The 13341-nt window shown below is 36.4% G+C and carries 11 protein-coding genes; all 11 read left to right on the forward strand.

Annotated features, from left to right (window positions below; translation table 11 throughout):
* Positions 1 to 50 precede the first annotated feature (50 nt).
* The 11 genes from I6758_RS02895 to I6758_RS02945 all read left to right on the forward strand — a co-directional run bounded on the left by I6758_RS02895 (position 51) and on the right by I6758_RS02945 (position 13336).
* On the forward strand, positions 51 to 884 hold the full coding sequence (locus tag I6758_RS02895) for a MetQ/NlpA family ABC transporter substrate-binding protein (RefSeq protein ID WP_196603693.1): 834 nt from the start codon (positions 51 to 53) through the stop codon (positions 882 to 884).
* A 171-nt stretch (positions 885 to 1055) separates the two neighbouring features.
* A complete protein-coding gene (locus I6758_RS02900; protein WP_196603694.1) occupies positions 1056 to 2654 on the forward strand; it encodes a DUF4127 family protein in 1599 nt (532 codons plus the stop codon).
* A 112-nt stretch (positions 2655 to 2766) separates the two neighbouring features.
* On the forward strand, positions 2767 to 3843 hold the full coding sequence (locus I6758_RS02905; RefSeq protein ID WP_196603695.1) for a glycosyltransferase family 9 protein: 1077 nt from the start codon (positions 2767 to 2769) through the stop codon (positions 3841 to 3843).
* Entirely contained in the window at positions 3815 to 4882 is a 1068-nt protein-coding gene (locus tag I6758_RS02910; RefSeq protein ID WP_196603696.1) for a glycosyltransferase family 8 protein, read from the forward strand. Before I6758_RS02905 ends, I6758_RS02910 begins: the two co-directional genes overlap by 29 nt.
* Positions 4879 to 5883, forward strand: coding sequence for a glycosyltransferase family 8 protein (locus I6758_RS02915; protein ID WP_196603697.1), 1005 nt, complete (start codon positions 4879 to 4881; stop codon positions 5881 to 5883). The genes I6758_RS02910 and I6758_RS02915 overlap by 4 nt, the downstream gene beginning before the upstream one ends.
* A 27-nt stretch (positions 5884 to 5910) precedes the next feature.
* Positions 5911 to 7143 carry an O-antigen ligase family protein gene (locus I6758_RS02920; RefSeq protein WP_196603698.1) on the forward strand — a complete coding sequence of 411 codons (1233 nt, stop codon included), beginning with the start codon at positions 5911 to 5913 and terminating at the stop codon, positions 7141 to 7143.
* Positions 7144 to 7182: 39 nt separating this feature from the next.
* Positions 7183 to 8634, forward strand: coding sequence for an undecaprenyl-phosphate galactose phosphotransferase WbaP (gene wbaP / locus I6758_RS02925; RefSeq protein WP_231038471.1), 1452 nt, complete (start codon positions 7183 to 7185; stop codon positions 8632 to 8634).
* Entirely contained in the window at positions 8634 to 9440 is an 807-nt protein-coding gene (locus I6758_RS02930) for a DUF4422 domain-containing protein (protein WP_330998011.1), read from the forward strand. Before wbaP ends, I6758_RS02930 begins: the two co-directional genes overlap by 1 nt.
* A 182-nt stretch (positions 9441 to 9622) precedes the next feature.
* Positions 9623 to 11527, forward strand: a complete 1905-nt coding sequence (locus I6758_RS02935) for an O-antigen ligase family protein (protein WP_196603699.1) — start codon at positions 9623 to 9625, stop codon at positions 11525 to 11527.
* Positions 11528 to 11560: 33 nt separating this feature from the next.
* Entirely contained in the window at positions 11561 to 12523 is a 963-nt protein-coding gene (locus I6758_RS02940; protein ID WP_196603700.1) for a glycosyltransferase, read from the forward strand.
* Positions 12524 to 12688: 165 nt separating this feature from the next.
* Entirely contained in the window at positions 12689 to 13336 is a 648-nt protein-coding gene (locus I6758_RS02945) for a D-sedoheptulose-7-phosphate isomerase (protein ID WP_196603701.1), read from the forward strand.
* Positions 13337 to 13341: the final 5 nt, after the last annotated feature.

Below are 13341 nucleotides of genomic sequence, written 5' to 3' on the forward strand. Positions count from 1 at the left end.
GAAGTACAATAAATATCAAAATACTTATGATTAGCAGGGGGAGGACTTTTATGAAAAAGTTATTGTTTATTATATCAGCTCTTGTAATGATGCTGTTTGCTTTTACGGGCTGCGGAGCAAATAAAGATCAGGCAGCAGACAATTCATCATCGGGCAGTACTGAAAAGACAGTATTAAAGATAGGGGCCACGCCGGTACCGCATGCGGAAATACTTGAACAGGTCAAAGATGATCTGGCAAAAGAGGGAATCGATCTGCAGATTCAGGAGTTCAACGATTACGTGCAGCCCAATATGGCACTTAATGACAAAGAACTGGACGCAAATTTTTTCCAGCATACACCGTATCTGGAAAACTTCGATGCCGAACATAATATGACTCTTGTAAGTGCGGCTGGAATCCATATTGAACCAATGGGTCTTTATTCTCATAAAATAAAGAAACTGGATGAACTTAAAAATGACGCGCAGATAGCTATTCCCAACGACCCCACAAACGGCGGACGTGCTCTGCTCCTGCTGCAGCAGGCAAACCTGATCAAGCTGAAGGACGGTGTGGGTGTAAAAGCTACAGTGCAGGATATTGTCGATAATCCGAAAAATATTAAAATCCAGGAAATCGAAGCCGCACAATTGCCCCGTTCTCTCGACGACGTAGACGCGGCCGTGATCAATACGAATTTTGCTGTGCAGGCCAGTCTGACACCGACTAAGGATGCTTTAGTGATCGAAGATGTTTCATCTCCGTATGCGAATATAATTGCTGTAAGAAAGGGCGATGAAAACCGTCCGGAAATAAAAAAACTTATTACAGCACTCCAATCTGAAAAAATTAAAAAATTCATTGAAGATAAATATAAGGGTGCTATAATCCCTGCATTTTGAAAGCAGTGACCGTTTTTATGATCATGCATGCTTTTTGAAAACCTCCCTCAGGGGAGGTTTTTTATTGGCAAAGTAGAAATATAATATAATCTAAATATATAGATCAGGCCATAGAATATATTTGTTAAGAATTTTCAGCTGGTTTATATAATATTCGGGGGAGTGTGAACATTGAATTATATAAGAATCCTTATTACATTATTTGCAGTGCTTTGCGGAGGAATATTCAACGGAACAGCTTTGGCACAGTTTAATCAGACCATATTGTTTGTGCCGCATGACAATCGGCCGATTTCTTTTATGCAGACAGTCAGCAACATCCGGGCGTTGGGGTATAATGTCATAACTCCGCCGGAAAACTTGCTCGGCAATCGCGATGATCTTGGACATCCGGACGCTTTGACAAAATGGGTCAGTGAAAATGCAGGGAAAGCAGATTTTGCTGTTCTGTCTGCTGATTCTCTTGTTTATGGCAGTCTTGTGGCTTCACGCAAGCATGATATACCTGCGGATGTGCTGCAGCAAAGAGCTGCTGCGGCTTTTGGCGAGCTGCACCAAAAATATCCATATCTGCCAATTTATGTTTTCGGTTCGATCATGCGCACACCGCAGACGAGTGCCGCATCCTCCGAAGAACCGGAGTATTATAGGCTTTATGGTACTATGATCGCCAGATATACGGCACTCCTTGACAAACGGGAAAAAGACGGACTTAAAGGCGGAGAACGACAGGAACTGGCAAATCTGGAAAAATCAATACCGCAGACTGCGATAAATGACTGGATGGCGCGCCGTGCGGGTAACTTTGAAGTGAATAAATATCTGATCACATTGACCCAGAACAAGGATATATCATATCTTGTTCTGGGCTGCGATGACAATGCACCATATTCACAAACAGATAAGGAACGCCGTGAACTCGACAAATATGCCGGCCAGCTGGAGGCAGATAAATATCAATCCGTCGCAGGACTGGATGAACTGGGAATGATTCTTCTGACCCGTGCGGTCAATGAACTTGAAGGAGATATCCCCTTTGTAAATGTACATTATGCGGAAGGCAGGGGGGCGGATACTATCCCTGCGTACTCCAATGAGCCGATAAAAGATTCTGTCAGAACACATATAAGACTGGCAGGCGGGCTGCAGGTGAATACCGCTAAAAGAGCAGATCTTGTGCTTTTACTGAATACTGATCAAAATGGCATCACCTACGCAGCAAACGATCCCGGCAACACGACCGAGCTGAGAGCAAATACAGCATCCTTTGCGGATATGGCAGGAAAATATCTGAAAGAAGGAAAAAATGTGGGAATCGCCGATATTGATTTTGGCAACGGGTCGGATAATGCTCTCATGAACCTTCTCTGGCAGAGAGGTTATCTGCCGAAACTTAAAGCTTACGCAGGCTGGAATACGCCGACCAACAGCAGCGGCTATGCTATCGGACTGGGGATGCTTTCTTCCTATACGAACCAGCAGAATACAATAAAGATGCTGATACCGCGCTATCTGGACGAATGGCTTTATCAGGCAAATATCCGCCAGCAGGTTGCCAATAAGCTGGGCAGCTTTAAAGGCGAGGGAGATTATGGTGATACGAAAACACGCAATGCACAGGCGCAGGAATATGCTACCGAATTGATGCGTCAGGATATCATAAAGTACGGGTTGGATAAACTTCCCGGTGAGGCAGCGCTGGACAGAGTTGAAGTGCGATTTCCATGGCATCGCTTATTTGAAGCCGAGGTAATAATACCGGAAAAGTAAAATCTCTGAGAAAATAGGTTGTTGTAGATTACAAAGTATAGTACAATTTTTAAAGTATCTTGTAAAAATTAGAAAAGTATATAATCTGATAAAGAGAGAAATTAATATCACGATGGATAAGGTGACAAAAAAGCCGGTCTACAAAAATATATTGGTGCTGAACCTGCGTAAAATAGGCGATACCATTATGGCAACTTCTGCAGCATATCTTTTGAAAAAAGCCTACCCAGAGGCCAGAGTCACTATGCTGGTGAAACCGCTCACGCGGTCAATAGCAGAAAATAATCCTGTTATTGATCAGGTTTTGTTTTATGATTACTCACACAAGGCAAAGCTGAGGGACATAAAAAAAATCACGCAGAAAATAAAAAAAGAAGGATTCGATCTGGCTGTGGTGATAGACAACAAACCTCGTTCAGCATTGCTGGCCTGGCTGTCAGGCGTACCGCACCGTCTGGGTTTTGAAAAGGTAACCCTGCGCAATATTTATCTGAAACTTTTTTATACGAAAATTTATGATATCGACTATGATTTTGGAAATACGCAACAGGTAAAAAACCATGAAATCTTTATAAATAGAATAACGGGTAGGAACGATAAGGCAAAAATGATACTTCCTGACCTGCCGGCTGGCAGCAGGGAAAAAATCGATAAAATGCTTTCTGCACTTCCTGCCGGCAAGCTTAAAATTGCCTTATGCATACGAAGCGGTATTCCGTTCAAGGATTGGCCTATGGCAGATTTTGCAAAAGTCGTACACGGACTTGCCGAAAAATATGATGCTGTATTTTATGTAACAGGCTCAAGTGGTGACAGCTCTTATGCGGAGAAATTTATAAAAAACAGCAAATATAGTGTTTGGAACTTTTGCGGTCAGACAAACCTGCCGGAGCTTGGCTGCCTCTTACGGCAGTCAGATCTCCTTTTATCGGTGGATACAGGAACGGCGCATTTAGCAGCCGCGGCTGCTATACCTGAGGTCGTCATTTTTGCAGGAACTTCACACCGCCATTGGGCACCATACGGTGATAAAGTGAGCTGCCTGTATCCGGATATAGAATGCTATCCATGCAGCGATGAAACGAGGCGGCAGTGCACGGAGTACAGATGTTTGACGGCTGTACAGCCTGAGCAAGTATTGCGGGCATGTGAAATGATGCTTGAAAATAATACGGATATGGAAAAGTGATACGATGTTCGAAAATGCGGTAAAACAGAAGAATTTTATACAGTGCAGTAAGGACTTTTCTTCAAGGAAGGCCGATCTTCATATTGCCTTTGGGATAAGTGCCGATTTTACATATCCTGTCGGTATTTTGATGACTTCGCTTTTAGAGAACAATGCAAAACTTAAAATTGCTTTTCATGTATTCGCGGATAACAAAATTTCTCATGAGGAGTATGAAAAATATAGGCGGCTGGCAAAAAAATACAATACCTGCATTACCTTTTATGAAATAGATAACAGTGTCTTTGCGGGACTCGACGATAGGGAATTTACTATTGCCGCATATTATCGCTTTATTATCCCTCATCAATTAAAAGATGAAGCAAGCTGTTTTTTATATCTGGATGCGGATATTACCTGTTTGAATGTGCTGACTCCCTTTTTGGATATTGACTTAACAGATTTTGCGGCCTGCGCAGTAGAAGATTTTAGCTTGGATGGAACCGGGAACCCCATACTTGTACAGAAAAAGGATGAACGTTATTTCAACAGCGGTATGATGTATATTAATATTCATAAATGGCTCGACGAAAAAATATCCGAAAAATGCATGGAACTTCTCCGCGAAGTCAATGAAAAGCCTGAAGCCAAAAAAAAATACGGTTATGAATTTCGCTGCTTTGATCAGGATGCACTTAATATTATTTTAAAAAATAAAGTAAAATATCTGCAGCCGCATTATAATTTTTTGACAAATATAAGCTTGAAAAAAAATGAAAAACTGAGGAAAATACCGGAGAATGTGATCCTGCTGCACTATCATGGTTTTAATAAACCATGGCATGAATGGTGTTTTCATCCTTTAGCCGGATATTTTCGCAAATATTGGAAAATGTCACCGTGGGCTGATACGTCTTTGGTTAAAAACCCCGTAAAATATCGGCAGATGCGGCTGTATGCAAGATATTTCTTCAAAAAAAAAGAACTCTTTACAGCGGGGTATTGGCTTTTAAAATCTATAAGCAAAAAATATTGTAAGGGAAAGAGAAAAGATAAATGAATAAACCAGATATATCGGTATTATTTTGGCAAACAGTAAAAGAGCAAAGAAACTTTTCCTTTATAAAAAATAAGAAAAACGCTGTGATGCATATAGCATACGGATTGGATAACAATGCTGCCCGCATGGCCGGAGCATCCATTGCATCTGTTTGCAAAAACAACAACGGCGCAAATATGGTATTCAGTCTCTTATGCGCCGATATATCTGAGGAAAATATCGATAAATTTGGAATCCTCGCTCAGAGATTTGATATAGATATAAATATATATTTTTTAGATATGGCAACTACACTGCTAAAAAATTTGGCTACTGATGCGATATTTCCGCTGCCTATCTGGTTTAGGATATTTTTGCCGTATATCTTTGGTAAGGGCAGAATTCTTTATTTGGATACGGATGTTATTTGTGTCGGCGAAATCGCAGAATTGTTTACATTGGATATGCATAAAGCCATAGTCGGTGTTATACCAGATTTTGAACCTGTGCGCCTAAAAAGAACACAGGAATTGAAGCTGAAAGACCATCTGTATTTTAACAGCGGAGTCATGCTTATAGATGCAGAAAAGTGGTTAGGAAATCGGATAACGGAGCTATTGCTGCAAGTAATAAATGAGCATAAAAAGCTTTTAGATCAGGATATTTTGAACTTAGTATTTTCCAAAAAAACACATTTTTATCTGGATGAAATATATAACAGCATAGGCTTGTGGTGTGAACCAGACAATATCATAAAAGATAGGCTGCCGCAAATAAAATTAATTCATTTTGCCAATCATCCGAAACCATGGAATGTACTCTGGCAATATGAAAAACGTCCATACATGGAAAATATCTATAAGGATTATGAAAAACTTTCACCTTGGAAGGGAACTCCTTTGGAAATGCCGCGGATATACCATCACAAAAGATGGTATGCTGAGATTTTAAGAAATGACGGAAAGCTCAAAGAGGCCTTATACTGGTATTGGCAGTATATAAGAGGAAAATATAACTTCTAAAATAAATCTGGATGGGAATTATATTTAATGGGGAAAATAAATAACTTTTCTGTAAATGAAAAGTTTGATAAACTAATATATGTATGTCTGATATTATTTGCACTGACTTTTTATATGGACATACCTATCAATTTTATAGTATTGGCATTTGGGCTGGGACTTGTAAAAATCATTTTCATACGTACTGAAATCAGATTTAATTCCAAGCACATACAGTTCATTCTGTTCTTTTTACTCATGATATTACTATCAGTAATATTTAACAGTGAACAATCTTTTTGGGCAGGGATCAAGGCATATAAGTCTATGTACATAAGTCCATTGACGGGAATATTTTTGGCATGTTTTTTTAAATTCAGCAAACGGCGGGCAATAGTACTTTTATCGTGTTTTACCTTAATCTTATTTATAAATGCTTGTATTGCATTGGTACAATTCTCCTATGGAATTTCAGTAGACCATAATCGTGTGGTAGGTATTTTTAGCAGTATAATGCTTCTGGCGGCGGTGCATATGATGGTGCTTCCAATAATATTTACTGTTGCTGTTTTTGCTGAAGATTTGCCCAAATCAGTGAGAATATTTTACTTTCTTACGATTATAATAAATATCCCGGCAGTAATTTTGGCGAATACCAGAATTGTCTGGATTGGATTGTCTATCAGTTACATTTTGATTTTATTCCTGGGAATAAAGAACAGGCTTAAGGTTACAGCCAGTATCATAGGAATTATTATAATTTCAGTAGCTATTATATATTCTGAGCCTGCATCGCAAAGCAGGCTGGATTCAATAACTAATATATCAACAGATGCACAGACTGGTTATCACAATAATAGGGAGAGAATTTTTATGTGGCAGTCTGCCTGGCAAATGTTTAAGGATCATCCTGCTTTTGGCGTGGGAATGGATAATTTTCATAAGCAATATGTTGAACATTATAAAAATCCCGAGGCAGTGGAAATGCAGTGGCATGCCCATAATTTATTCCTCAATACATTGGCGGAGAATGGGATCGTTGGAACTGCTGGGTTAGTGTTTTTGCTGATTTATTTATATTATGATGTTATAAGGACATGGAGAAGGGGCAATGACGTCGTCGCTGCAGCATACTTCTTTTCTTTGCTGACATTCAGTATCGATTTTATGACAGATGTTTTATTTTGCGGGCACTATTTAAAAACACCAACATATATTTTTTGGCTGATAACAGGAATATACCTTTCTTTAACAAAACATATAATTATAGAAAAACAATAATTGATTAAAATAAACTATAAAGAGTTGTGAGTGAACCCTATGAAATGTGAGAAGATAAAAGTTACTAATATGGATCATACTGCATCGTATATTATGCCGCTTTTATTACTGGCAGCAGATTATTTGGCTATATTATCGGCACAGAAAGTTGCGATATATTTACGTCAGCATATCGGAGTTTTCTCAGTATATCATTTTATGCCAAACGTTCCAAATCTTTATTTTTATTTCCTTGTACCGGCTGTATTTATTGCATTTCTTTATAATTCACATATCTATGTGAACAGGATGCCGTTTTGGGAAGTGATCCAAAAAGTTTTTTATGCGGCTGTGCTGAGTATGATGGTTTGCATAACCATGATGTATTTCGGACATATTGCAGGGGGAGTATCACGGATATATGTTGCGCTATTGGGCGTAATAACATTTGTCTTTTTATGTGTATTCCGCTATTGTATAAAAAAAATACTATTTAGATTTAATATTTTACTGGAGCCTGTGATAATAATCGGTGCCGGTAAAACAGCTGAGCTTATTGTAGGACAATTTGGCAATGATACAGGATTTGGCGTGAAAATTATAGGCTTTATCGATGATGCACCGGTATCAGAGAAACTACCTGAGCGATATCCTATTCTGGGTGGTTTCAATGAGGCCGAAGAAATAATAAAAACGACAAAGGTGAAAACGGTTCTTATCGCAGCCCCCGGGCTGAAAAAGGATAGCCTGCTTACACTGGTGAACAGAATACAGCCTTTAGTGAAGGATCTGGCTTTTGTGCCGGATCTGATCGGCGCTCCAGTCGGGAATATGGAAATACAAAGGCTGTATGATGCAAAAATAATGATGCTCAGAGTGCGCAATAACATGTCGCGCTGGTACAATAAGGTATTAAAGAAAATATTCGATCTGACGGTGGGCTTGTTATGTCTGCCTTTGATTATATTGATAAGCATAGTAATTATTGTCTGCATATATATGGAATCACCTGGTCCGGTAATTTTTACACATCGCCGTGTCGGGAAAAATGGCAGAATGTTTCCATGCTATAAATTTCGCACTATGGTAATGAATGCTCAGGAAGTACTTGAGAAATCCTTAGAAAAGGATCCCGAATTGCAAAAAAAATGGGAACTGGCATTTAAACTAAAAAATGATCCAAGGATAACAAGGGTGGGCAAATTTTTACGTAAGACCAGTCTTGATGAATTACCGCAGATAATAAATGTTTTCCTTGGACAAATGAGTTTAGTAGGTCCGCGCCCGATAATAACGAAAGAAGTAGAACGATACGGAGAATATATACATGATTATTATCTGGTTCCTCCGGGAATAACCGGTCTTTGGCAGGTGAGCGGACGAAGTGATACAACCTATGCTGAACGGGTAGAAATGGATACATGGTATGTGCGTAACTGGTCCGTCTGGATAGATATAGTGTTATTATATAAAACTATATTAGCTGTATTTTTTCAGAAGGGAGCATATTAGTGTATAAAATTCGGCATGATCAAGAAAAATCATTGAAAATAAAAATATTAGTTGTAACGCATAAACCGTATTGGATGCCTCAGGATACAATTTACCTGCCAATCTGTGTCGGAAATAGGATGCGTGATATGCAAATTACAAGTGACCGCAGCGGTGATAATATCGGTGATAAGAACCCCGACTATTGTGAATTGACGGGTATGTACTGGGCATGGAAAAATTTAAAAGCTGACTATGTGGGATTGGCACATTACCGCAGGCATTTTACTGTAAAAAAGTATGTGTGGAGTTTGGAAAAAAGGAAAAAAATTGTACTTACAAATGAGGAATTAATGCCGATACTGGCTAATACAGATATAATTTTGCCTGCTAAAAGGAAATATTATATAGAAACAAATAAATCTCATTATAATCATGCTCATCAACCTGTTTGGCTGAAAGAAACGGGAAATATAATAAAAAAACATTATCCTGATTATGAGGCAGCGTTTAAACTAGTATGTGATCGCAGATGGGCTCATATGTTTAATATGTTTATTATGAGAAAAAATTATTTTGATGCATATTGTGAATGGTTATTTTCGGTTTTATTCATGTTGGAAAATAATGTAAAAAACTCCGGGATAAAGGCAGAGCCGCGACTGTATGGGTTTGTCAGTGAACTTTTACTGGATGTATGGATAGAAAAGAATAAAATTCACTATGCAGAAGTTGGTTTCATTTTTATGGAACGACAAAATTGGATAAAAAAGATTTTCGAATTTCTTAAACGAAAGGCAGTTCCTAAATTTGGCAGGATAAAATAAGAAAATTTCTATTCTTATTTTCTAAAATAAAATTTTTCAAATGTAATGTATGGTATTTTTAGATGTACATACTACTAAACTGCTATAGTTATTATTCAGTATAATAAATTTTTATATAATCCTATTTATTAAGTTTTGAAATAATTATTCAAAGAGGGTAGTAAATATAATGGTGGTAGAAAATGAAATTATTTGATGCGGTAATAAAAAATGAAAATACATTGATAAAAGTACAATATGTGATGTTTTTTCTTGCAGTGCTATTTATTCCTTTTCATGAGATTCACAAAAGTATGCGTTTATTTATATTAGGTGATATGTTTGGTAAACTATCTATATATCCAATTATATGTGGCATGTTTTTGTGGTTTATACAGTTAAGCAGCAGACAAAAATTTTCATTAAAAAATCCAGTGGTTATGTTTTTACTGATAATGCTCTTATGGGAATATATTTCTTTAATCCATGGATTATATATTTTTCCATTTTGGGAAAAAATAGATGTATCACAATTTAGTCATATGGAAAAAATAATAATACTTTTTTCTGATTTTGGTATAACGTTATCCCCGTTATATGTAACTAAAGCATGGCTTGTTATAAAGCTTTTGGAAAGTTCATTTATAAATTTGTTCTTTACATTCGGAGTTTCAGCATGGGGATATTTTTTATTTAGAAATGATTACATGAAAGGGATTGATTTATTTCAAAAAGGAATAATTACTGGAGCGTTTATTTGTATAGCTTATTCTGTAATAGAATTATTTTATTTACAGGGAAATATATTAGCAGCGCGTCTGTTAACAATGGTTAATCCCTTGTTATATGATGTTGCCAGTATTCACGGATGGTGGCCGCCTGTTTTATTTCCTGGCAGGATGAGATCTGTTTTTGCAGAACCGTCTTTTTTGGCTCTTTATTTAGCAGTAGCAATACCTGTTTTTGCTACGATGATGTTTACTAAAAAGAAAAAATATATATTATCATTTTTCTTTTTATGTTTTGCATTATTGGCAACGAAATCGAAAACGGCATTTGGTATATTTTTACTGCAAATAATAAGCTTTTTGATAGGAATGAATAAGAGTTTTAAATATATGAAAAAACTAATTGCCCTGCTCTTGTGTCTGATTTTATTTTTTGCAGTATATGTGATAGGAATGAAATCTATTGCTTCCAGAGCGGGAATATATATGGCTGAGTATAAAGTCGTTTCTATAGATAAGAATAAAGTGGTTTTAAAAATAACTAATGCAGGTTCTCAAACCTGGCAGCAAGATGATAATATTAAAGTGTTTGGAATTTGGTGTAAAGATTATGATAAACCGGTAGAGCATGCCATGTCGATGTCATTGCCATATGACATTCATCCAAAAGAAGCTTTTGAAGGCACATTTGTGTTTGATAATCCACCGCAAGGTGTTAATGGAATTATAGTTGATTTGGTTAAATTTGAAAATAAAAGAGAATTTTGGTTTGCATCTGCCGGCAGCAAAATTTTTAATGCAAGTATAGATGCAGAAGGAAATATATCAGAAAGAAATAATTATAAGAATAAACTAGGACGGTATATCGGAGAAATGGGAGATGTTTTTTCCTTGGAGTCCGGCAGCAATACGTCGCGTTACGGTATTATGATGGCTGATTTGAAAATAGGAATGGAGCATCCTTTCCTAGGAGTTGGCGATACAATTTTAAAGCAAGGATATGTTACCGATGCTTTGCCACAATTTGCACTTGAATCAGACGAAGTTAACATGTGGGTGCAACTTCAAAATAAAAAAGGAATATTAAAGAGTCAATATCCTGTTTTAAACGAATTAACTAATCAATTTGCACAAAAAGGAATAATAGGTGTTATGCTTTTTCTGTGTCCTGTTTTTTATATAATACGCAGTTTATTCCGCATATACCAAAAAACATTAGTTACAGGAGGTGAGCAAACATACGTTATAAGGTTTTTCTTTATAGCTTTTTTTGGAGTGTGTGTGGGTTTTTTTAGTAATTCAGCTAATGCATTGTACACATACTGGCTGTTGTTAGGAATAATTTTGTCTATAAGTAGCTATTTTGACAAAAAAATTTAATAGAATATACTTTATTCAGATGGGATGATTGCATTGTTGAATTTTACGGACAAAAAAATAAGTATTATTATTCCTACATTAAATGCCAGTAAATATATAGGTGAATTGTTAAATTCTTTAATAAGACAGACCGTTTTACCGAGTGAGATAATTATTATAGATTCTTCTTCAGAGGATGATACTGAGAAAATCTGTAGAAACTTTGCTTTGGTAAAATTCATTTCGATAGAGCGACAGGCTTTTGATCATGGAAGAACCCGGGCAATGGCTGCTGAAATGGCCATCGGTGAATATTTATTATTCATAACACAGGATGCCATTCCTGCAAATGAAAATTATATAGAAAGCATTTTGCAGCCTTTTCTGGAGGATGATAATGTATCAATGGTGACAGGGCGTCAGTGTCCGCGCGATGATTCCAGATGCAGTGAACGTCTGACACGTACTTATAATTATCCCGGTAAGAGTTATCTAAGGACTAAGAAAGATATCAGCACATATGGGATAAAAACCTTTTTTTCGTCAAATGTATGCGCTGCTTATAAAAAGATCTGTTATGAAGCAATAGGGGGATTTGATTATCCGCTGCCAAGTGGGGAAGATATAATAATAGCAGCTAAATTCATATATGCCGGATATAGTGTGGTTTATAAAGCTGAGGCACAGGTAATTCACTCACATAATTATACATTATGGCAGCAGTTTACAAGAAACTTTGATGCAGGAGTATATCTTGCACTTTATGGAAAATATTTTAAAAATGTGAAACTGAACCTCGAAGGTTTAAAAATGGTGAATTATGTACTAAGAGAATTGATAAGAGAAGGACAAATCAGTGAAGGTATATACTATGTATGTGAATGCATAGTTAAATTTATGGGAAATAAACTAGGAATGAAGTATAAATTTCTGCCGTATTTTTTTGTAAAGAAATGCAGCATGAATAAAAATTATTGGAAAGGGATGACCGGTAATGAAAAAAATTTAAGAGATTGATATCTTTATAAGGTAATAAATAAAGTTTTTATGTTGTTGTAAGTTATTTTTAATAATAGATAAGTTGTGCATAAGAAATGATACTATACAGTTTTAAAATTTAGAGTTAGAAAGTATTTAGGTTTAAAATATATAGAGATATTAAATAATTAGGGGGTATATAGTATGAAAAGAAGTGCAGAAAAATATATTTATGATATGTGTGTAAGATATCCTAATTTAGCAGTGGTTGAAGATAACGTAAAGAAATGTATAGAGAAAATGATAGATGTTTATAAATCTGGAAATAAAGTGATAATATGCGGAAACGGAGGAAGTGCAGCAGATTCATTGCATATTGTAGGAGAATTGATGAAATGCTTTGTTCTGCCAAGGAAACTGTCCAATAGTATTGCTGAAAGATTAAAAAAATATAGTGTAAACTCCAAATATTTAGAGGATAACCTTCAGATGACTTTACCTACAATTTCACTAGTAAATGAGGTAAGTCTAATGACAGCATATGCTAATGATGTAGCTGCAGATTTGAATTTTGCGCAACAAGTATTAGGCCAAGGGAAAAAAGGCGATGTGTTATTAGCAATAAGTACATCGGGAAATTCAAAAAATATAGTATACGCCTCAGAAGTAGCTAAAGCTTTGGATATGAATGTCATAAGTTTGACAGGAAAAACAGGTGGAGAACTAAAACGTGTTACAGATATATTGATAAATGTTCCAGAAACTGAAACGTATAAAATACAAGAATTACATTTGCCAATTTATCATACTATTTGTTTGGCAATTGAATCTGAATTCTATGCGATGAATTAAAATTT

The organism is Pectinatus haikarae, assembly GCF_015732185.1.
Classification (GTDB): domain Bacteria; phylum Bacillota; class Negativicutes; order Selenomonadales; family Selenomonadaceae; genus Pectinatus; species Pectinatus haikarae.

Excerpts from the sequence above, each read along its gene's own strand:
- I6758_RS02945 (WP_196603701.1), top strand. The coding sequence starts at position 12,689 with ATGAAAAGAAGTGCAGAAAAATATATTTATGATATGTGTGTAAGATAT.
- I6758_RS02935 (WP_196603699.1), top strand. The coding sequence starts at position 9,623 with ATGAAATTATTTGATGCGGTAATAAAAAATGAAAATACATTGATAAAA.
- I6758_RS02895 (WP_196603693.1), top strand. The coding sequence starts at position 51 with ATGAAAAAGTTATTGTTTATTATATCAGCTCTTGTAATGATGCTGTTT.
- wbaP (WP_231038471.1), top strand. The coding sequence starts at position 7,183 with ATGAAATGTGAGAAGATAAAAGTTACTAATATGGATCATACTGCATCG.
- I6758_RS02905 (WP_196603695.1), top strand. The coding sequence starts at position 2,767 with ATGGATAAGGTGACAAAAAAGCCGGTCTACAAAAATATATTGGTGCTG.
- I6758_RS02920 (WP_196603698.1), top strand. The coding sequence starts at position 5,911 with ATGGGGAAAATAAATAACTTTTCTGTAAATGAAAAGTTTGATAAACTA.
- I6758_RS02915 (WP_196603697.1), top strand. The coding sequence starts at position 4,879 with ATGAATAAACCAGATATATCGGTATTATTTTGGCAAACAGTAAAAGAG.